25 protein-coding genes are annotated in these 21,462 nt (G+C 34.1%); 21 read left to right on the forward strand and 4 right to left on the reverse strand.

Annotated features, from left to right (window positions below):
* Positions 1–7: 7 nt before the first annotated feature.
* Positions 8–457 (forward strand): OsmC family protein, encoded by a 450-nt coding sequence (locus MKY60_RS08960; RefSeq protein WP_093494748.1) that lies wholly within the window; start codon positions 8–10, stop codon positions 455–457.
* Between the two features lie 521 nt (positions 458–978).
* On the opposite strand, the gene trhA is transcribed toward MKY60_RS08960, so the two are convergent.
* A complete protein-coding gene (gene trhA, locus MKY60_RS08965; RefSeq protein ID WP_093494749.1) occupies positions 979–1,626 on the reverse strand; it encodes a PAQR family membrane homeostasis protein TrhA in 648 nt (215 codons plus the stop codon).
* A gap of 134 nt (positions 1,627–1,760) precedes the next feature.
* On the opposite strand from trhA, the gene MKY60_RS08970 reads away from it, so the two are divergent.
* The 7 genes from MKY60_RS08970 (at position 1,761) to MKY60_RS09000 (ending at position 6,680) form a co-directional block, all read left to right on the forward strand.
* Positions 1,761–2,327 (forward strand): DUF1836 domain-containing protein, encoded by a 567-nt coding sequence (locus tag MKY60_RS08970; RefSeq protein WP_093494750.1) that lies wholly within the window; start codon positions 1,761–1,763, stop codon positions 2,325–2,327.
* On the forward strand, positions 2,327–3,844 hold the full coding sequence (locus tag MKY60_RS08975; RefSeq protein ID WP_340879547.1) for an amidohydrolase: 1,518 nt from the start codon (positions 2,327–2,329) through the stop codon (positions 3,842–3,844). Before MKY60_RS08970 ends, MKY60_RS08975 begins: the two co-directional genes overlap by 1 nt.
* 51 nt (positions 3,845–3,895) lie before the next feature.
* Entirely contained in the window at positions 3,896–4,204 is a 309-nt protein-coding gene (locus MKY60_RS08980; protein WP_090561512.1) for a DUF4870 domain-containing protein, read from the forward strand.
* 26 nt (positions 4,205–4,230) lie between these two features.
* The gene (coaW, locus tag MKY60_RS08985; RefSeq protein ID WP_340879548.1) at positions 4,231–5,061 is read left to right on the forward strand and encodes a type II pantothenate kinase; all 831 of its coding nucleotides are present in this window, start codon (positions 4,231–4,233) and stop codon (positions 5,059–5,061) included.
* 154 nt (positions 5,062–5,215) lie between these two features.
* Positions 5,216–5,416: a cold-shock protein gene (locus MKY60_RS08990; protein WP_053589685.1), complete on the forward strand. Its 201-nt coding sequence runs from the start codon at positions 5,216–5,218 to the stop codon at positions 5,414–5,416.
* Between the two features lie 133 nt (positions 5,417–5,549).
* Positions 5,550–6,191 carry an MOSC domain-containing protein gene (locus MKY60_RS08995; protein ID WP_093494866.1) on the forward strand — a complete coding sequence of 214 codons (642 nt, stop codon included), beginning with the start codon at positions 5,550–5,552 and terminating at the stop codon, positions 6,189–6,191.
* Positions 6,192–6,203: 12 nt separating this feature from the next.
* Positions 6,204–6,680, forward strand: a complete 477-nt coding sequence (locus MKY60_RS09000; protein WP_093494753.1) for a hypothetical protein — start codon at positions 6,204–6,206, stop codon at positions 6,678–6,680.
* 52 nt (positions 6,681–6,732) lie between these two features.
* Here the strand turns inward: MKY60_RS09000 and MKY60_RS09005 are convergent, their stop codons facing one another.
* Entirely contained in the window at positions 6,733–7,131 is a 399-nt protein-coding gene (locus tag MKY60_RS09005; protein WP_093494754.1) for a reverse transcriptase-like protein, read from the reverse strand.
* A gap of 115 nt (positions 7,132–7,246) precedes the next feature.
* Here MKY60_RS09005 and MKY60_RS09010 point away from each other — a divergent pair, with 115 nt between their 5' ends.
* Positions 7,247–7,432 (forward strand): zinc-finger domain-containing protein, encoded by a 186-nt coding sequence (locus tag MKY60_RS09010; RefSeq protein ID WP_093494755.1) that lies wholly within the window; start codon positions 7,247–7,249, stop codon positions 7,430–7,432.
* A gap of 39 nt (positions 7,433–7,471) precedes the next feature.
* Here the strand turns inward: MKY60_RS09010 and MKY60_RS09015 are convergent, their stop codons facing one another.
* Positions 7,472–7,675, reverse strand: a complete 204-nt coding sequence (locus MKY60_RS09015; RefSeq protein ID WP_090561500.1) for a cold-shock protein — start codon at positions 7,673–7,675, stop codon at positions 7,472–7,474.
* 213 nt (positions 7,676–7,888) lie between these two features.
* On the opposite strand from MKY60_RS09015, the gene MKY60_RS09020 reads away from it, so the two are divergent.
* The 7 genes from MKY60_RS09020 to MKY60_RS09050 all read left to right on the forward strand — a co-directional run bounded on the left by MKY60_RS09020 (position 7,889) and on the right by MKY60_RS09050 (position 14,101).
* On the forward strand, positions 7,889–8,521 hold the full coding sequence (locus MKY60_RS09020; protein ID WP_340879550.1) for an HD domain-containing protein: 633 nt from the start codon (positions 7,889–7,891) through the stop codon (positions 8,519–8,521).
* Positions 8,518–10,398, forward strand: a complete 1,881-nt coding sequence (locus MKY60_RS09025) for an ABC-F family ATP-binding cassette domain-containing protein (protein ID WP_093494757.1) — start codon at positions 8,518–8,520, stop codon at positions 10,396–10,398. Before MKY60_RS09020 ends, MKY60_RS09025 begins: the two co-directional genes overlap by 4 nt.
* A gap of 24 nt (positions 10,399–10,422) precedes the next feature.
* Positions 10,423–11,538 carry a conserved virulence factor C family protein gene (locus MKY60_RS09030; RefSeq protein ID WP_241600339.1) on the forward strand — a complete coding sequence of 372 codons (1,116 nt, stop codon included), beginning with the start codon at positions 10,423–10,425 and terminating at the stop codon, positions 11,536–11,538.
* 265 nt (positions 11,539–11,803) lie between these two features.
* Positions 11,804–12,229 carry a hypothetical protein gene (locus MKY60_RS09035; RefSeq protein ID WP_241600340.1) on the forward strand — a complete coding sequence of 142 codons (426 nt, stop codon included), beginning with the start codon at positions 11,804–11,806 and terminating at the stop codon, positions 12,227–12,229.
* Between the two features lie 24 nt (positions 12,230–12,253).
* On the forward strand, positions 12,254–12,745 hold the full coding sequence (locus MKY60_RS09040; RefSeq protein WP_340879551.1) for a GNAT family N-acetyltransferase: 492 nt from the start codon (positions 12,254–12,256) through the stop codon (positions 12,743–12,745).
* An 889-nt stretch (positions 12,746–13,634) separates the two neighbouring features.
* Positions 13,635–13,739 (forward strand): excalibur calcium-binding domain-containing protein, encoded by a 105-nt coding sequence (locus MKY60_RS09045; protein ID WP_445677986.1) that lies wholly within the window; start codon positions 13,635–13,637, stop codon positions 13,737–13,739.
* 239 nt (positions 13,740–13,978) lie between these two features.
* Positions 13,979–14,101: a YjcZ family sporulation protein gene (locus MKY60_RS09050; RefSeq protein ID WP_090561481.1), complete on the forward strand. Its 123-nt coding sequence runs from the start codon at positions 13,979–13,981 to the stop codon at positions 14,099–14,101.
* 360 nt (positions 14,102–14,461) lie between these two features.
* Here MKY60_RS09050 and MKY60_RS09055 read toward each other — a convergent pair whose 3' ends face one another.
* Positions 14,462–15,835, reverse strand: a complete 1,374-nt coding sequence (locus tag MKY60_RS09055; protein WP_340929559.1) for a PepSY-associated TM helix domain-containing protein — start codon at positions 15,833–15,835, stop codon at positions 14,462–14,464.
* 494 nt (positions 15,836–16,329) lie between these two features.
* On the opposite strand from MKY60_RS09055, the gene MKY60_RS09060 reads away from it, so the two are divergent.
* The 5 genes from MKY60_RS09060 (at position 16,330) to MKY60_RS09080 (ending at position 21,419) form a co-directional block, all read left to right on the forward strand.
* Positions 16,330–16,767: a BrxA/BrxB family bacilliredoxin gene (locus MKY60_RS09060; protein ID WP_340931082.1), complete on the forward strand. Its 438-nt coding sequence runs from the start codon at positions 16,330–16,332 to the stop codon at positions 16,765–16,767.
* Positions 16,764–17,543: a class I SAM-dependent methyltransferase gene (locus tag MKY60_RS09065; RefSeq protein ID WP_340929560.1), complete on the forward strand. Its 780-nt coding sequence runs from the start codon at positions 16,764–16,766 to the stop codon at positions 17,541–17,543. The genes MKY60_RS09060 and MKY60_RS09065 overlap by 4 nt, the downstream gene beginning before the upstream one ends.
* Positions 17,544–17,851: 308 nt before the next feature.
* Positions 17,852–18,421: a YpjP family protein gene (locus tag MKY60_RS09070; RefSeq protein WP_093494762.1), complete on the forward strand. Its 570-nt coding sequence runs from the start codon at positions 17,852–17,854 to the stop codon at positions 18,419–18,421.
* 1,765 nt (positions 18,422–20,186) lie between these two features.
* The gene (locus MKY60_RS09075; RefSeq protein WP_093494763.1) at positions 20,187–20,393 is read left to right on the forward strand and encodes a hypothetical protein; all 207 of its coding nucleotides are present in this window, start codon (positions 20,187–20,189) and stop codon (positions 20,391–20,393) included.
* Positions 20,394–20,486: 93 nt separating this feature from the next.
* Positions 20,487–21,419 (forward strand): YqaJ viral recombinase family nuclease, encoded by a 933-nt coding sequence (locus MKY60_RS09080; RefSeq protein ID WP_340929561.1) that lies wholly within the window; start codon positions 20,487–20,489, stop codon positions 21,417–21,419.
* Positions 21,420–21,462 lie beyond the last annotated feature (43 nt).

Genomic DNA, 21,462 nt, shown 5'->3' on the forward strand with positions numbered 1-21,462 from the left:
GATATTTATGACGGAACATTATTTTCATTTAAAAGCTAATTGGCCAGGTAATCGCAATGATATAGGATCTATACATGCTCAAAATCTCCAAACTAAAATTTCGATTCCAGAAGAAATGGATGGACCAGGAGTAGGTACAAATCCAGACGAAATGCTGCTTGGTGCTGCCACAACATGCTATATTATCACACTTGCTGCCATGCTAGAGAGAAGTAAGATAGAAAAAGTATCTCTAGTTGTTGAGTCATCTGCTGTAGTAGATGTGACGGATGGTATTTTTACATATAAAAAAATAATACATCGACCAACGTTAGTAATAGTAAATGAAAAAGATTTCAAAATGGCTACACGATTACTATTGAAGGCTGAAGATACTTGTATGATTAGTAAAGCTCTCAAAGGTAATGTAGAAATAGTGCTTGAGCCTACACTTCTAGTGGGAGTTAAAACGCTATAAGAAAGAGGGAATAGCTATTTTCTGTATCTGAGGTCACAACAAGCATACTCGACTATAAAATTTGGAAGAGCATATCGATTTGATGAAATGATTAGCCGAGTTTTATTTAGTTACAAATCATTTGTAATCGCGGATGAATGTGAAAGCTGTAATTCAATTACAGAGGAATGCTGAGAGTTCTCTTTACCTAGTGGAATAAAGAAAAATAGTTGAAAAGTTGAATAGTGAAGGGAGTAGCTCACGAAATTACCTCTTCGTGAGCTTTCTCTATAATTAGGGATTATTAGTTTTCTAGTTATCTTAAAACGTACAGACCTATTTCTCAATGTTGTAGGAGAGTGATGCTCAGGATGCTACCATAAGATTAACGAAAAAGATAAGTATTGGTTGTAACATCTGGCACCACCAATACTCGCTAAAAATTCACCCTGGTATTCCTTAAGTAAAACGTCTGCCCTAAGCACTTCTATAACGATAGAAACAGTTTTTAAACTTAATGGACCAAGCAATGCCCTGTTCTCTTACAATACATATCTATAAACACAGATGAAGTGAAATACAGTCCCCAACAATATAAAAATATGAAATATTTCATGAAATCCTAACTTCTTAATAAATGGAAGGTTTGGTTTTATCCCGTATATAATTCCTCCAATAGTATAGGAAACTCCACCCAAAATTAGATAAAATAATCCTGCAGACCCTAGAGAGTCAGCTAGTGTAGGTGCCAAGAAGATAATCATCCATCCCATGCCGATATAAATAGCAGTAGAAACCCATCTCGGACTAGCAAACCAAATCATTTTAAAACAAATTCCACTAGCTGCTAGGAATAGAATAATAGTAAATAAGATATATCCAGCAGTGTTATTTAACGTGATAAGGCAAAATGGTGCATAGGTGCCTGCGATTAAAATATAAATCATTGAATGATCTAAGCGTCTTAAGAATTGTATATGGTGAACATTCCCTATCAACCAGTGATAAGTAGCGGATGCAGTATAAAGTAAAATCATGCTAATACCAAAAATAATAACTGCTGTTAAAGTTAATGAGGAACTATCGATTACTATTCCTTTTATTAACATTAGAATTAGTCCTAATAGACCTAATATTGCTCCTAACAAATGCGAAAGACTATTAAACGGCTCTCTTATATATTTATTCATGTAAATACCTCAACCTCTCCATATGGTTTTTATAACTACATATAAATGTATTACTATTACAACACTTAGTCAAGGTTTACCTTGGGTGTTTTATAAGTTATGATAAACGTAATGCACAAACTGGAGGTATATTAGTGAGTAAATCAGAAGAAATTACAAAAAAGTTGAGTTTGGAGTCCACAATACATGAAGAGGATATACCCGCTATTGATCTGTATATGGACCAAGTGATTCAGTTATTTGATGCAACTTATAATGAGTCTTTACGTAATGAAGATGAAAAAGTATTGACTAAAACGATGATCAATAATTATGCCAAGGGAAAATTGTTTATACCCATTAAAAATAAAAAATATTCCAAAAGCCATATAATGCTGATTAGCTTGATATATCAGTTAAAAGGGGCACTAACTATTAAAGATATTAAATCTGTATTAGAGCCGATAAATGAAAAAATGGATGTAGAAGATTTTCCGCTAGCAAATTTTTATAATTCCTGGGTTAAACTGCAACAAAAAAATGCTCAAAATTTCCTTAATGAAATGAAGGCTCATGAAGTAGAAGTTGAAAATCAGGAAACTGAAGAAATTGATAAGCTAATTTTACTTATAGCTTCTCTTTCGAATATGAGTAATGCTTATCGAAAAGCGGCAGAATTGCTGGTAGATGAATTAACGGAACTAAGAAAGGGGACAAAGTAGTGAGGACGCTATGGACAAATGGAAAGATTTTCACGATGGAAGCTGAAGACAAATTCGTCGAAGCAATATTGGTAGAAGATGGGTTAATTTTGCATACTGGATTGGAAAAAGATCTACTACCATTAGCAAATAACGTGGAATCACTTGATGGATGTGTCATGTATCCGGGTTTTGTAGATAGCCATATTCACTTGATTGGTCATGGTGAGAAACTATCTTATTTAGATTTATCTACTTTCTCTTCTATAAAACAAATAAAAGAAACGATAGCTTCTCATATAACTAATGAAGAATGGTATATGACAGAAGGTTGGGACGACAATAAATTAGAAGAAGGCAGACCATTAACTTGTACTGATATCGACTTCATAACCGAAACAGCGGTAGTGCTAAAAAGAGTATGCCGACATGTTTTAGTAGCAAATACAGCCGCAATGAAATTAGCTGGCATATCAAAAGAAACCCCTAACCCAGTAGGAGGAGTAATAGGTAGAGATGAAAAGGGTGAGCTTAATGGACTGTTCTACGATGAAGCACAAAGTCTAATAACAGAGCATATACCATTACCAACTACATCATATTTGAAGAACATTATTAGCTCTAGTTTGAAGGATTTAAAGTCCAAAGGGATAACTGGTGTCCATTCTGAGGATATGGCTTATTACGGACACTATGAAGTTCCATTACAAGCATATCGTGAGGTTGTTCAAAATGATTTTAGAGTTCACCTTCTAAGGCATCATGATGTTTTTGAACAAATGCAAGGAGAAGAATCTTCCTCTTTTATCGAATTTGGAGCGATGAAAATATTTGTAGATGGTTCTTTGGGTGGCAGAACAGCATTACTAGGGGAAGACTACACTGATGAACCAGGGAATAAAGGCGTGGAGGTCCATAGTTCGGAAAAGCTAGTGAACTTAGTGAAATTGGCTCGTAGCTATAATGAGAATATTGCAGTCCATGTAATAGGTGATCTTGCAGTTGAAAAGATTTTAGATTTAATAGAAGAGTATCCTGTAACAGATGGGAAAAAGGATCGGTTAATTCATGTGAATGTATTGCGTCCTGATCTTGTTAAGCGAATGAAAAAGCTCCCCGTCGTCCTAGATTTACAACCAATATTTGTCGCATCCGATTTCCCTTGGGTAAAAGAAAGACTCGGACCTTCAAGACTACAATGGGCATACGCTTGGAAATCATTACTGGAGCAAGGATTCGATTGTTCAGGAGGGTCTGACTCGCCAATAGAACTTGCAGACCCATTAATTGGGATAGATGCAGCAGTTAATAATTCCTACTTACCAGAACAGGAGTTAACTGTTTTTGAAGCTGTATCGCTTTATACATCCGGTAGTGCGAAAGCTATTGGGAGGGAATGCAAGAGAGGATTGATATTACCTGGTTTTGATGCGGATTTTACTATTTTAGATAATAAACTTGAAAAAGATAACATTCTTTCTACTTCGGTAGTAAAGACAGTTGTAGCAGGGGAAATTGTGTATCAGAAGGAAAAGTGAAACTATTCATCTAGTTTCAACGTATAAATATTAAGAGAGGAGGGAAAAGAAATGGAAAACACAGGTTTAAAAATCTTGCTACATGCAAGTACATGGTTTGCTCCTTTTCTAGTGCCATTTATTTTATTTCTAGTAGTAAATGATGAAGAAATTAAAAAGCTTTCCATTCAAGCTGTACTGTTTCAATTAATTATGGCGGTATTGCTGACTATATCTGCATTTTTAATTTTAATTCTAATTGGTATTCCGATGCTCATTATTTTTGGTATAATGGCATTTGTAGTTCCGATTATTGGAATTGTTAAAGCGATTACGGGAGACACATTTAACTATCCTATTGTAGGGTCATGGATAAAGTAGGTGTCATAACATAAAGGGGAATTAGAATGACTACTAGAATCGGTATTGATGCAGGTGGAACATTAACAAAAATAGCTTATTGGAATGAAAATAATGAAATGGTCTTTGAACGATTTCTTTCATCAGATTTCCAAAAGGTTAAGGAGTGGATTGAATCTAATCATCCAAATGCTTCTATCTGCGTCACTGGTGGTCGTGCTGAGCAATTAAAAGTTCATTTAAGCTCTAAAGAGGACATACCATACATAGTTGAATTTGATGCAACTATGAATGGTGTCATGTATCAAATGAAGCAAGGGTCAATCGAACCTAAAGCAGCAATTATAGCGAATATAGGTACTGGCACCTCTATACATATTATGCAAAATAATATACATAAACGATTAGGTGGTACTGGAATCGGCGGTGGAACCCTTCTTGGCTTGGGAATGGCTTTAACAGGTATATCCGATTTTGAGGAAATCATAAAACAATCTCGAGAAGGAAGCAGGACTGAGATTGATGTCTTAGTAAGCGATATATATAAGAACAATAAGCTTCCAATAAAAGGTACTTTAACAGCGAGTAATTTTGGCGGTATTTCATTAAATAATAGCAACAATAGAAGCTCTTCCGACTTGTTAGCTGGTGTCCAAGGGATAATTGGTGAAGTAGTTGCTTCTCTTTGTATTCAAGTTGCAGATGCTCATCAAGTGGAAGATATAATATACATAGGTACAACATTGGAGGACAATGAATTACTCCAGCAAATCATTGAATCCTATACAGTATTAAAGCTAAAAAAACCGACCTTTTTAGCTAAGCATGGCTATAGCGGAGCAATAGGAGCATTATTAGAAAACACTAAAAAATATTAGGTATAATTGTTGCATTATCAGAAAATGCGTGTTATATTTAAAGAGGATTATTTTTGTTCGGTTAGTTAGTAGGTGGCAACACTTTTACTTAACAGTGTTGAGCAAGGATAGTAACACAATGTGTGCAGCTGCTGCATACGAGGAGGAAATACACATGGAACAAGGTAAAGTAAAATGGTTTAACTCAGAAAAAGGATTCGGATTTATCGAACGTGAAGGCGGAGACGACGTATTCGTACATTTCTCAGCTATTCAAAGCGAAGGTTTCAAATCTCTTGACGAAGGTCAAGAAGTAACTTTTGAAATCGAGCAAGGTCAACGTGGCCTTCAAGCTACTAACGTAGTTAAAGCTTAATTTTAAACCTAAAACTTAACTTTAACAGGCTCTCATCAGAGAGTCTGTTTTTTTGCATATAAATCAGCCGTTTGTTTCAACTAATATGCTATGATTATAGTAATATTTTGGAGGTGTTTGAAAATTGGAGAAAATGAAACTAATTGCAATATCAGTAGGGAAACCTAAAACTGTGAAGAATGAGTTAGGAGAAGAACTTCGATCAGGAATTTTCAAAACTCAGGTGACTGAAGCATATTTGGCAAATGATGGCTTTGATAACGACGGAGTTGCAGATTTAAAGCATCACGGTGGTCTTGACAGAGCCGTTTGCGTGTATAGCATGGAACATTACAGAAGTTGGTCAAAAGAATTTCGAATGGATTTTCCAGTAAGTGCAATTGGAGAAAATTTACTAGTAGAAAATATGCTAGAAGAGAACATACATATAGGAGATCGATTTTCCATCGGCGAGGCAATTATAGAGGTAACACAAGGCAGAATACCGTGCAATACTATCAACCAAAGAACTGGTATAAAACCTTTGATGAAACGTATGATAGAAACTGGACATACTGGTTATCTATGTCGTGTTATTAAAGAAGGAAGAATTACTAACACTGATCGTATCGAACGAATTTTTGAACACCCAGAAAAAGTAACTGTTTCTTACGCTCATTCAATTTATTTTTATCAAAAAGATTCAAAAGAAGGAATTGAAAATATTCTCAAAGTAGATGAGCTAGCAGATGAATGGAGAGTCAAACTTGAAAAGATGTTATCGAAGATAGGATAGGATGAAAAACCAATGAAAAAATGGAAAAAAGAAATTCTGCTTAATGTACCTATAGAATTTGCATGGCTTTACTTCTATGGAGACATTTCAAAAAAGAAAAGGATATTTCCGAAAGTAGTAGATGAAGAAGTAATTAAACAAACAGAAACAATTATAGGTACAATTATAAATCAAAGCTATCAAAATGGATCTTTGATCGAGCAGTATGAAATTACGATAAAAAAATATACCAATGATTCTAACTACAAAGCAATACAAGAAAGTTTCCTTCTTAATAATCGCTTTAAAATGACGACAGAATACGAATTAGTAAGTCAAAGTGACAATATAACAAAATTCATCTATACTTCTATAAATAAACCGAAAAATCCACTGCTGTCGATTTTTCAATTATTTGGCAGTGACGAGGTTATTGTGAACTTTTTGAATAAAGCCAAGGTGGCAATTGAATTAGATTTTGAACACTCTCAGAACAAGGAAGTACAATGATTTAAAGAAGAACAAAACGAATTAGTAGAATATAGCTAAAAACAACTGCCTTTTACTTTTTAGGCAGTTGTTTTAATACAGCCTCTCGTGCAAGGGCATGGGCCGCTTTATTTTGATCGTCTGGAATCCATTTAATGAAAAACAGGTCAAATGAATCTATGATGGCTAGAATGTTCTCTAGTATAGCCGAAAATTCAGGATTCTTCGCATATCTTTTTTCTACTGCAGCGCAAACGATTTGTGAATCAGTACGTGCTGAAACGAGGGAAGGTGATAGTTTTTTTGCTTCTTCTAAACCTCTTTGTAATGCGATAAATTCCGTTGTGTGATTGGAGTATTCTCCAATAAACTCACTTACTTTTACATGGTGTCCTTCTCCTTTTATAAACACACCGATACCGCTTGGTCCTGGATTACCAGTGGTCGAACCGTCAATATATACTTCTAACATTATAATCCCCTTTTTAATAAAATAATGGATATAGCTAGTTTGAATGATTTGAGGGATAGTTGCAAACAAAAGAAACATAATAGTACAATTATGAAATAGTGAGGAGTAGTAAGTTATGAAAAACACACAGTTAATAAATGAAATTGATTATTTATCAGATACTTATTGTGACGGATGCTTTGTTCGAAAGCAATTAAGGAAAGAGAGTGGCAAAACAACTGCATATAGATTTTGTATTGAACAATGCACTGTTGGTGAGAGTATTAAACAAATTGGTAGTAAACTAAAGGGTTCAAAATAAAAAAGTCCCACGACTAGTTTGCCGCGGGAAGAAGCGTTTCTATTCGTTTTTTATCACGTTTGCAGCTTGAGGTCCACGGTTTCCTTCAACTATTTCGAACGTTACTTGTTGTCCTTCATCTAATGCTCGAAATCCATCACCTTGAATTCCTGTAAAATGGACAAATACATCTTCTCCATCGTTGTATTCGATGAAACCATACCCTTTTTCATTATTAAACCATTTTACTTTCCCCTGTTGCATAAACGTTCCTCCCTTAATCCACTAAATATTCTATAAATGGATACATAAACTATACTTGAATTGTCAGTCTTCGTCAATAATATGTCGAATTTTAGCAATTTTTATTCCTTAAAAAACCAAATGTTTCAAAAAAGGAGAAACGAACCGCATAAGCAGTCTTTTTCCTTGTTTTTCGTTATAATAGATAAGAGTGTCAGGTAAGGAGAGTAAAATATGAATACGATTCAGAAGTGCGAACAATTAGTAAAATTAGTATATATGCATTTTGATGCTAGTCACGATTTTCAGCATATAGAGAGAGTACGTAAAAATGCTTTTGATATAGCAGATACAGAACCTTCAGCTAATAGAGAGATTATTGAGCTTGCTGTTTTACTTCATGATGTTAGTGATCCAAAATATTCTACAGTAGAAAAGCAAGAGGAAGATAGAATCATTCAACAATTGAGTTTACCGGATTATAAAATTGAACAAGTAAAAGCAGTAATTAAAGCCATTTCGTTCAATGGTGGCCACGAATTGGAAGCAGAGACTTTAGAAGCTAAAATAGTTCGAGATGCGGATAGATTAGACGCAATTGGAGCTGTTGGTATTGCTCGAACATTTGCTTATGGAGGAGCAAAAGGAAGATTACTTTACGACAGTGATGAAACACCTAGAGATAATATGACTGTTGAAGAGTATCGAACAAAAAAAACGGCATCCGTAACACACTTTTATGAAAAATTATTGAAACTCTCTGATGGTATGCAAACAAAAAAAGGAAAAGAACTAGCTAAAGAAAGACATGAATTTATGGAGCTTTTTCTAGAAAATTTACGTAAAGAAACAGGTGAACAACTGTGAGTCATTTAATCATTTCTGATTTAACAAAGACGGTAGGGGAAAAAACCTTATTTAAAAATATATCTTTTACTATTAATAACCAAAATAGAGCGGGTTTAATCGGTATAAATGGTACGGGTAAGTCTACGTTTCTATCAATTATTGCTGGTGAACTAGAAGCAGATTCAATTGAACGAGATCACCCGAACAAATATCGCATTGCCTATTTGGAACAGCAACCGATTTTTGAAAAGGAAGAAACCGTTATACAAACTGTATTTGGTGGAGATTCCCCAATACTAAAGATTAATAGAGAATACGAGGAAGCCTTATTAGCATTAATGGAAAACTCAGATTCAACGGAACTTCAAAATAAATTGATGGATCTACAGCAGAAAATGGATGATTTGCAAGCATGGGACGTTAATTCATTAGCTAAGACTGCTTTAACTAAATTAGGTATAACACAGTTTGAAGAATCTATCTTGCATCTATCTGGAGGTCAACAAAAAAGAGTAGCACTTGCAAAAGTGTTAATCGAACCAGCTGATCTTTTATTATTAGATGAGCCTACAAACCATTTGGATAAAGAGTCAACGGATTGGTTACAGGACATGTTACAAAGAGTGGAAGGTTCTATCATTTTTGTAACTCATGATCGGTACTTTTTAGATACAGTTGCAACACATATTTATGAGCTAGCAGATAAAACCTTATATACGCATACAGGAAATTACGCAGACTATTTAGAGTCAAAAGCATTACGCGAAGAAATGAATGCTGCATCTCAGCAAAAACTACAAAATTTATATCGTAATGAATTAAAGTGGATTCGCAGAGGTGCGAAGGCAAGATCTACAAAACAGAAAGCAAGAAAAGATCGATTCGAAGAGATAGATGCAAGTATAGATCGTGACAATTCAGCCTTAAACTTAGAGTTGGAAATGGTTACTACTAGACTTGGTAAGCAAGTGTTAGAAGGAAAAAGTATCTCTAAAAGATTTGATACTAAAAACATTGTGGAGGATTTTTCGTTCTTGCTACAAGCGGGAGATCGCATTGGTATCGTAGGACCAAATGGTGTAGGAAAAAGTACGCTTCTTAAAATGCTTGCAGGCGAAGTTCCGATGGATTCGGGTGAGATAGTAAAAGGTTCCACCGTAAAGTTAATGCACTTTACTCAACAGTTACCAGAATTGAATCCACAAACAAGAATGATTGAATATGTACGTGAATCCTCCGATCTAATAGAGACTGGTTCAGGAGAAAAATTCTCTGCTGCTCAAATGTTGGAGCGTTTCTTGTTTCCGTTAAACACACATGGTACTCAAATTGGGAAACTTTCTGGTGGGGAAAAGAAACGTTTAGTGCTCTTAAAAATGCTGATGGAGCAGCCGAATGTTCTATTCTTAGATGAGCCTACAAATGATTTAGATATTCAAACATTATCGGTACTTGAAGATTTCATGGAATCTTTTCCTGGTGTAATTATTACAATTTCCCATGATCGTTTCTTCCTAGATCGCATTGCTAAAAAGCTCTGGCTATTAAATGGTGATGGTACAGTAACTGAATGGCTTGGAGTTTATTCAGATATGCTTGAGGCACCAAAGGAAACACCAAAGGAATTAGTAGAACAAATTAAAGTTGAAATTCCTGAAAAAGTAACGAAAGAAAAGAAAAAATTCTCCTACAAAGAGCAAAGAGAATGGGAAACAATTGGACAACAAATTGAACAAACGGAACAGTTAATCGAAGAATTAGAAGGTAAGATGCAAACTGCGGGTTCTGATTTTACATTACTTCAAACTATAACGAATGAGTTAGCAGAAGCTAACACCAAATATGAACAACTAATTGAAAGATGGTCCTATTTAGATGAAATAGCATCTTCTTAACTTCACTTACAGGGGGTATATAAAATGAAAATAGTAACAATTGAACCGACGCCAAGTCCCAATACGATGAAAGTTGTAATCGATCAGGAGCTTCCTTTTGGCAAAAGCCATAACTATAAAAAAGAAAATATAACTGATGCTCCAAAGGAAATTCAAGCTATCTTTGGTATAGAAGGCGTTAAGGGTGTTTACCATGTGGCAGACTTCCTTGCAATTGAACGTATCGCGAAGTTCGCTTGGGAAACAATTCTAGCTAGTGTTGAAAATGTGTTCGGTGCTGAAAACGATGAAGTAAATGACACAGACAAACCATTAGAACATTACGGGGAAGTATACGTTCACGTTCAGCAGTATAAAGGAATTCCTCTTCAGGTAAAGGTATTCGATAGTGAATCAGAATCGAGATATGGACTATCCGAACGTTTTATTAAAGCACTAGATGAGGCTATGGAAGGCGATAAAGAAAATTATATCTTGTTGCGCAAATGGGTGGATTATGGCGTTCGTTATGGTGATCAGAAAGAAATAGGGGAACAGTTAGTAAAAGAGCTAGAAGCAACTTTTCCAGAAAGCAAACTCGCGCAACTTATCGCAGATAAGGATATAAATGAAGAAGATAAAAAAGCTATAAGAGTTCCATTTACATTAGAAGAATTTCAGGTTAGTAAATGGGAGGAACGTTTTCAATTACTAAATAACTTGATAAATCCAGAAATAGAAGACCTACCAATATTGGAAAGAGCAGTGCAAGATGAGCAAGTATCTATTAGACGACTAGCAACAGTTTACCTTGGTTTAATAGAAGACGAAGCAGTTATTCCTTATTTAGAAATGGCTCTAAAAGACAAGAGTTCAGCAGTTAGGAGAACAGCAGGTGATGCAATGAGTGACTTAGGATTTATACAATTTGCAGATGCGATGAAGATTGCTTTGTTTGATAAAAACAAATTAGTTCGCTGGAGAGCAGCAATGTATTTTTACGAAGTTGGCGAAACAGATTCACTTATAGCCCTTAAAGAAGCAATGAATGATAAAGAATATGAGGTAAAACTTCAGGTGTTAATGGCGATTTCTCGTATTGAGGGCGGAGAAGAAGCTAAAGGATCCGTTTGGAAACAAATGAGTGATGCAAGAAAATAGAACTAAATAATAGTACCATGAAGAGAAAATAACCTCTATTGTAAACGCAAGAATGCTGTTCGATATATATATATGAACAATATTCTTGCGTTTTTTGCACTATTATGAAGAAATTATACAAAGACCAACAAAAGATATTCTATATTGACTTGCTAATGTCGCACGCAATGCTTAAGCCTTTGAGGATGTTCATGTCATACGCATTAGTTTTTTATTTTTGAGATTGTAGTATGATATGACTAATCAAAATCTGGGAGGAATAACGGTGAAGTTTATCAAAGTACTGTTTGGGATTATCATTTTTATAGGTATTCTTGTGGTAGCCGCTTATTATTTTGGACCAAAGCTAGTTGCCGATCAAGTGATGGAAAAGGTTTCAATAGAGTTACAGGATAGCGGACAGCTAGAAACGATAAAAGAGGAAATTGAAAATGATCCTGAGCTTCAGGAATTTATAGCTGAGGGTAAAGATGTGGATAGTAGCAAACTACCTTTTCAAACAAAAGAAGAAGCTACAAGAGCATTGGTTACAAAGTTTGGCCTAGGTGAAATCCAAGAAATTCAATCAAAAGCTCAAAATGGAATGACTGAAGAAGAAAAACAGGAGATTTTTAATAAGTTAGAAAGTAACTTAACTGAGGAAGAAATGCTCGCTTTAAAAGTATTAGCTTATAAGGAATTGTATAAATGATAGCTTGAAAAGGAGAAAATTCAAATGAATATTATTCTGAAGGAAGTATTAGAAACTGAAAAAATTATCTTAAGAAACTTCTATTCTTTATATCTTCATGACCTTTCAAAATATACTTCCCTAATTGATATTGGAGAAGACGGTTGTTTTGAATATGAGGAAATAGATGAATTTTGGGAAACAGAAGGGCTTTCTCCATATTTCATCATTTTAGATAAAAACATCATCGGTTTTATACTACTATTGGAACGACCGTTCTTAAAAAAAGATTATGACTTTGGCGTAAATGACCTATTTATATTAAATAAATACAAAGGTATGGGATTAGGCAGACAGGCCATAAGAGAATTATTCCAAGTTAAGAAAGGGAATTATTTTGTAATTGAATTAATGGAGAATAGTCCTGCTGTTTCGTTTTGGAAAAGAATTTATAGTGAAATGAATATTCAATTTGAAGAAACACAGAATGTAGTAGATGATGAACAGTGCTTAATTCAGACATTTATAATCAAGTAGTATTAATATGGATTTTAGTTTAGGTGAATAATACACTCTAAGAGAGCATCCACATGGATGCTCTTTCTATATAACCGTATGAATTAGGGGGCTTCGGGAAATTTAGAATAAAAGTTAATAATATAAGACTAATTGATTTTGCTGCATACAATAACTATGGGTATGTTTTATGTTAGTCTAGCTTGCTGTAGAAGTGGTATCTGATACTAATAATAAAATACTCATATAGTAAAAGCCGAATGTATAGTGGGAGACTAAATGATAGGGTATTAAAGAGCAAAATTTCCAGGTTCTTAGAAAAACAAGATGCATTCCATACCTTCCGAAAATGTTTCATGGATAGTCCGAGTGAGTCAAGACAAATGTTAGACAAATATTTTCAAAAGAAAGTAGTTAAGGAACACGTACAAGGTATATGCAAATTCTTTGGAGCTCTATCAACTAAAAAACAAAGATGTTTGAGTTTGACGGAGCACTATGTCGAAATATTTTAAGGTGTATAGTGGAGAAATGTTCGCGCAATTATAATTCAAGCTACCATGGTAAGAGATTTAGAAAAAACGGTGTATGAAAATAGTGAAAGTTATTTAGATATAATTACCAGGTTATTTCTTGAGCGTTTCGGGTAATTTAAGTCTATGAGAAGCTGAAGTTCTCCCTTCGTGATTCTCAGACAATCTTAATTAGATTGGAGCCCCACTGTTGAAGAAGTGGGGCTTTTTATTTTGCTTCTAATACTATAGACTTCACTATTTCCAAATCGAAATTAGCTTTATTAAAAGAGATTAGTGAATATCCAGAACCTACACAAATACCTAAACATTTCAAATGTCGAAGATGGATTAGCGGTTATTTCAGGAGCACCTACCGATTATAAGAATTGTATGCATTGAAAGAGTACTATCCAGATGGAGTAGAAAAAGGGCATCCTGCATATGCATCTAAATATGATGGGGACAAAGATGGTTGGGCATGTGAGCCTATAGGAAAATAATTGAACGTTTTGTGGGCGAATCCGGTAACTATAGGGATAAAAAAGTTCAAGAAAAAAGTAATATAACTAGCACTATTTCCTGCTCATTTGAGTGGTTTTTTTTGTGTGAAAAATTCTTTGTTGAACGGAATACCAAAGAAAGATAAAAATAAATTCTTCATACGAGATAAATTACCTTAACCATTTTTAAACACTGCATAATCTATAAAAAGTAGTAATTGGAAAGGAGGGGGAATAAGATGTTTGGATATGGTGGAGGCGAATGTAATAACGACTATGGTAATAGCGGGTCTACTTTTGTATTAATTGTAGTATTATTTATCTTACTTATTATCGTAGGAGCAAGTTTTATGAATTACTAAACAAATCTGTTGTAAATTAAAAGGGTGTTTTTAATTTTGCCAACATCCGTTTTGTTCATGGGATATAATTTGTCTACTGTACCAAGTTCTTTCAGGGCAATTGGTTAGTAAAAAATTCAGATTTATTTTCTCTTCATAAAAAGCGACCTTCTCATTAAGCAATTAATTTGAGTGGGGCTTTTTTATTTCTTTCTCTTGTAAAATACGTTTGGAAAATATTGTTCAATTAATATGGTGTTTTAGTGTGAAAAAACAAAAAAATATTTCACTTAACAATTGAGGCAATAAAACAATAAAAAAGCGGCTTACAGTTGATATCGTAAGCCCGCATTATAAAAATCTTTTATAGTTCTAAAATTCTTAAAGAAGTTCGTTAATGTTTCTACTTTTATCTTTTTTTAATACATATATAGTTAATTCAATTAAAGCTATTACCACCAGAGAAAGACCAAAAAGCGGCATAATTATACCTAAAGTTATTAATAGAACTATGAATCCGGCAAAACTCTTTCCAACCGGGGTTTTTGGTGGAGCTGATATTTGATGTTTTACTTTTCTATCTAGCCATGTTTTGAAGCCCCAAAAAATTACTGCTAGAAAGGCTAAACAAACGAGTAGATTTATAATTTTATTTGGCCAACCAAATAAATGCCCCTCATGTAATGGAATCCCCCATGTAAACCATTTCCCTAAAATACCATATTCCTCGTAACCAACTTTTGAGATGAAATTGCCACTATATTGATCAAAATAAGCAGTCACTTCCTCATATGGGCTAACATCTAAGCCAGTAACCCCAGTGTTGCTTCCTTTCGATACTGTATATACATCCTCTTCACTCATTGGAAAGATGATAGAATACGGTTCGGAGATTTGGGATTCTTCAACCTCTTTCATCAGTTTTTGCATACTAACCATATTATCATTATCTATAGTAATCGTAATCATCTTATGGTGAGCATGAGGATCCTCAGATTTAGGTGTCTGATTTTTACGAATAGCCCATGGAATTTCGTTGATATCAGATGTTGGCGGAACTAGTTGTAATTCTGGAATACCGATAGAGGGTTGAGATTGGGCTACAGAATGTATGAAATTACCCATTAGAGCGGACCAAGGTAAACCTGTAAATATCAAAATGACCATAGGTATAGCTATTATAGTGCCAGTTATAGCATGAAGTTTTTTATGTCTCTGTCTTTTATTTAGAGTACCTTTATGTCTTTTAAAGACTTTCCCTTTCAATGACATATAAACTCCCGAAATCAGTAAAAATATAGCCCAACATGCAGCTAATTCAACCAAATAGTTTACAACTGTTCCACCTACAAACAAAGAACTATGCAAACTTCTCATTACGTTTGAGAAGGTAGATGCGGCATTTTGACTACCTATTATTTGGTTATTATTATCTATGAATACATACTTCTGTTCGCCAGTTGCGTCGGTCATTGTAAATCTTGTATTATAATCTTCTTTTAAAACTATAACTTTTGTAACATTGAAACCATGATATTGGTTTTCAGAATTTTTTATCGCTTCATCAATTGATATACTTTCATTAATAGTTGCCTCACCAAAAAATAAATCGTCATACATTTGGTTTTCAACATTAGTATAAAATAAATAACCAATCCCACTTAATGTTAGTGTTATTAATAATGGAGCAATAAATACCCCCGCATAAAAGTGCCAACGCCAAAAAATATTATAGAATCTCTTGTTATTATTCAAATTTTTTCCCCCATAATTTAATGATTCTCACAACCTATATATACTTCAAAATTGCAATTAGGATCATTGTCTAATATTAATCCTTGTTAATTGTTAATAAATTTGATTTCCTAATACAAATTACATGTTATAAAAAAATTGTGAAATTTGAATGAAATTTATATTAATTAGTATTTATATGAATTCTATACAAAATTAACTTGTTGTAAGAACAATTGGTTGTTCATTCATAAACAAAAAACTGGATTATAGATTTTCGTATAATTTTAATGAATGGTATGGAGCGTAATCTATTGGATTAAATAAAGTATACGTATTTTGATGGTAATATAAGCAAAAGTCGTGCAAACGTCGTAATTAAGAAGAAAAAATTCACGAAAAAGTCGTTAAAATCCTAAAAAAGTATGTAAAAATATGAAAACAAGGTATTAGCTTATGTTGTGAAAATGTTGTTATAATAGGTTATGTGAAACTAAATGAAAGAAGGCGAAGTCATGAATGCATACGATGAGCATATGAAAGGTATTGTTGGACCAATGCGAAGTGAATTAACAGGGGCTGGATTTAAAGAGCTTATAACACCTGAGGATGTCCAAGAACATATGTCAACTGCTAGTGGAGTATCCTTAATCGTGATAAATTCAGTATGTGGATGTGCTGCTGGACTTGCAAGACCTGCTGTTGTTAATGCACTAAATGAATTAGAAGTAAAACCTGAAAACTTAGTGACAGTATTCGCTGGACAAGATCAAGAGGCTACTGCAACAATGCGAGGGTATTTTGAAGAAGTACCGCCAAGTTCACCATCTATTGCCATTTGGAAGGATGATCAGTTAGCGTATTTCATTCCACGTGAGCAAATTGAGAGCAACTCAATGGAGACAATTAAAGACCATCTATCTGGTGTTCTTTCACAAGTTGTTTCTTCATGAATACCGTAGTAACAACAGCGGGAAGAACAAAAGAGGAATATATTTTAAAAGCAAAAGAGATTTCTAAACTTTTAAATTTACCTTATTTTAAACGGCAAAAGAAATCAGTTTCTACTATACAAAAAGAACAGCAAGCAAATGTACTTGTTGTGAGCAATGAGAGATTGGAACTGTATACTTACGGTTCCACTTCTCCTTTTTTCTTTCATCCTAATTCTGCTGCGTTTCGTATGAAGAGACTATTAAAAGGGGAGCAAGATTCATTTTTGGAAGCAACTAGTCTAGAAGCGGGGGATCATTTTTTAGATACCACAGCTGGCCTGTGCTCAGATAGTATTATTGCCTCTTATGCGGTAGGAGTTGAAGGGGTTGTACATGCTTGTGAAAAGGAACCAATTATAGCGTACGTGGTAGATGAAGGGCTAAAAAATTACAAAACAAACAATCAGGCGATGCTAAAAAGCTTACGGAATATACGTCTTATTAATCACGATTCAGTGGCTTATATGAAAACAGTACCGTCAAATACCTATGATGTAGTTTATATAGATCCAATGTTCGAAGAAATAATTGAGGAGGCCTCCAATTTTCATGTATTAAGAGAGGCAGGTGCCCATGATTCTTTGAGCGATGAGTGGGTGTCAGAGGCAAGAAGACTCGCAAGAAAGAGAGTAGTATTAAAAGCGCATTTCCGTTCAACTCTATTTGAAGAATATGGTTTTAAACGAGAAATTAGGTTGTCTTCTAAGTTTCATTATGGAATTATTGATTTATAGTATGACAAAGAGGTAATAAGGAAAAGAGAGCCATGACGATAGCCACGACCCTCCCTAAAACTTTGTTAATAATTTAAATCAATCAGTAAAGTTAAGTGATGTTAAATATGCTAATAAAAATAAAAATCCGATCCCTATAACTAATCCTGCGTCCATCGTGATTTTCCTCCTTTGTTCAAAAAGCTCTGTGGTATGTTTACACATTTTATTGTACAATGAATAGTAAGAAGATGAAACCTTTACTTAATCAAAACGTTTAATAGAATGAAGAGTTTTACTAAAATTGTCCAATATTGAAGGTGAATAGGATGAAAAAGTGGTTCCAAAAGTCAATAATTATAACTGTTGCATTACTAACATTTGGTCTAATATCTCCTAGCCATTTCATTTGGGAACAAATATTAGATATTAAAAGTCCTTCTAGGGCTATTTCTTCTGATGTACAAGATTATGATCAAGTATCAATTACAGATGACTCCTCCATTTATGAGCATATGGCGAATGCAGCCAGAGAACAAGCATACATAAAATTTGGGAATCGAATAGGACCAGTGATTCAGCATGAGTTTGACGATGTTATATTTCCAAAAATGCAAGAAGCAATTGATCTGACTATTGCCAAAACATCCGATCAAGAAATACCGCTTTTATCTATTTCAGAGCAGCCATCTGGTGATTATCATGAAAAGATTTTTAATATTTATAATGATTCTACTAAAAAAGATTTAATCCGTTTTCATGTAAGAACGGACAAAAAGCCACAAGAAGGATATTATTTCAATTTCCATTATCACTTGGCGGAAGATAAGTATTCTAAACATTATGTGTTGGGTGACATATATTGGTCAAAAAACACACCACCAAAATGGTTATCCTAAAAAAGGCAAAACACTCATATAAAAATGAGTGTTTTTTTGTTTGCAAACGTTGATATATCAGTGTTTCTAATAGGTAAGTTTGTATTCTAAATTTTAGTTAAGCATATATAGAAATTATGAATAAGACACTGTACCTCAAAATCGCTTATTCTTCGAGGTTTCTAAATTTCATATATGTTGTGTAGTGACGTTCTAGATCTTATTATTACCGAACAACTTTTAATTATACTTTTCCATAATATACTCATGGTTTCTCGAGCAGTTTTAGGTTTCCAGTTCGATTTCATAGGATCGACATAAATATGATTAAATTTATCACTATTAAATTATTTATTTATACTAAACTAACATTTCAATCTAATACAGCGGCCTCGATCTCAATCAGGATACGCTTATCCGTTTCATTCGTATCAAAGTCTTATTAGTCTTTTCTACTCGTACTACTTATAGCGATATGCAAACTTCATATTGTTTTCATGTTTAAATGCTAACTTATATATTTTAGACATTTTTTTCGCGAGCCATCTCCACTCTACTTTCACATATGCTGTTACATTCTCGAAACTTCTGATTGTAATACCCTTTTTATTGTCACAAGGATAGAATTCTGTGATGGTCTCCTTTAGTTGTGTATTTGTACTTTCTGTAAACTGAGCTTTACAAGTTGGTGATTGTGCTGTTTACAAATTTTTACATATCGGTGCAACCTTTTTTCAGCAAACTCAAGTTCTACAAAAAACGTCTCTTGGATCGATCACACAGCCTTTTCTTTCGGAAGAAGGTAAATCCATTCGATTAAGCATAAAAGACGGTACCTAGTCATAATATGCAAAATTATCAGCTTTCCATCTTGATGTTCCGAAGAAGACACTCGATATGGCACAGTTCATAATAAAATCTTGCCATTGTTCACATTCAGTGAGTCTATCATGTATCAGGATTAGCACATGGACCACCACAGATTCATAAGGTGAATAAAATAATTGTCGCACCTAACCGGCAAGCTATTGTTTTTCAATTTCGAAACGTGCGTCCTATTTTTAATATAAAACAAAATCACTCCAAATGGCAGGAAAGGTTTGTGGCAGAAATATTCAAATCTACATAGACAACAGGATTGTTCGTATAATTTAAAGTAATTTTGTATTTCATCGAATTACATTTGTCTTTTTACCGGTTACCCCACCTAACTATATTTACCCCCAGAATAAAAACATCATTAGCTAACACTCTACTAGCCACCATAACTGATAAATTCGGCATCTTCCAATAATTCAAAATCAACGATATCACTGTAATTGTAGAAGTTAGAATTCTATTTTCTAAAAAATTCACTTGGATTTTGCTAATTCTGTTTAGTTATCATTGAATTCTATAAATGTACCAAATTTCTAGAAGGGTTAAAATTATTTAGTTCATTATTGTTGCTTACTTCTTTCCCGTAGCATTGTGAGTTTGGAAAATAGGTGACTTTAAAGAAAGTCTTATGTTTGTTAGTTCAGTTAGTTGCAGCTGGGGTCAGAGTGATGGCAGTGAGAAGACATGATTAGTAGTCCAGAAGGTGTAATGGTAAATGTTATTACGATAATAACATCAGTTTATTTATACGTGGAAGAGAGTTTTCAGGCACAAAAAAGCTAAATGACTCGGCAAAGTCAAATAGCAAAAGTGAATACTTATGAATATTATAGCATGAGTGCATTTGCTCTCATCAAGAAGTCTAAGATTTCTTGAGGGGATTTAACCATTACAAAGAGGTGGAAACATGTTGGAAAATGGAATGGTAGCAGGCTATGGATACGAAGAACCATTACAACAACCTAGTAAGGTTGGTCAATGCATCTACAAACATTGTAGAGAAGAACTGTACGAAGGTGAAGGATACGAACTTCATGGTAACTTATATTGCTCTACAGGATGCATGGGTGAGCATCTTATCGAAGTAGGCGAGGCAACCGATCTAAGTAAATAAGAAAATCCACTATTCTTGATTGATAAAGGACTCTGGAACTAAATTTATAATTGTATTTTATCGGTAGGATTCAGAAATTCAAGGAGGAGTATTTTGCAAGCGAAAACGTTAATACAAACAGTTGATTTGAGCCGTGAAGAGTGGTTAGAAGCAAGACGGCTTGGTATTGGTGGTAGTGATGTTTCAGCAATTGCAGGTTTAAGCAAGTGGAAATCTCTGGTTGGAGTTTATTTAGATAAGCTCGGTCAAACACCTCATGAGGATTTGGCTGGGGAAGCTGCATACTGGGGCAATGTTATGAAAGACATAGTTGCTAAAGAATTTACTGTACGAACTGGTTTAAAGGTTCGGAGGAGAAATGCAATATTGAAACACCCAGATTATCCTTTCATGTTAGCTAATGTGGATCGTTTGATAATTGGTAAACGAGAAGGTTTGCTGTGTAAAACAACTTCTGAATACCTAAAAGGTGAGTGGGATTGTGAAGAAATACCAACAGCTTATAAACTCCAATGTCAGCATTACATGGCGGTTACAGGTTTTACGGCGTGGCACATAGCAGTACTTGTTGGAGGAAATAAATTTGTCCATAAAAAAATAGACCGTGATGAGGCATTAATCACATACCTCATCAATATAGAAAAAGATTTTTGGGAAAACAACGTGTTGAAACAAATTCCGCCTCCATTTGATGGTACTGAAGCATCTGTAGATTTGCTAAAAGCGCTTTATCCTGAATCGGATTATGACACAGAAATTCATCTACCTTCTGAAGTGGAAACACTTATTGATTCATTAGATCAAATCAAAGTTGATTTGACTGAACTTCAAACAAAAGAGAAGGAATATAAAAATAAAATCAAAGCGTTTATGGGTGTGAACGAAAAAGCTTTTACAGCTACTCGGAAAGTGTCTTGGAAGTCAAGTGATGTTACACGCTTTGATTCGAAACGCTTAAAAGAAGAGGAACCAGAATTTAAAAAATATTCGAATACTACTTCAGAACGAAGATTCTTAATCAAATAGGTGGAAAACGGTACTGGCAAAAAATACACAAGTGAAACAATTA

Source organism: Psychrobacillus sp. FSL K6-1415 (genome assembly GCF_038003185.1).
GTDB lineage: Bacteria > Bacillota > Bacilli > Bacillales_A > Planococcaceae > Psychrobacillus > Psychrobacillus psychrodurans.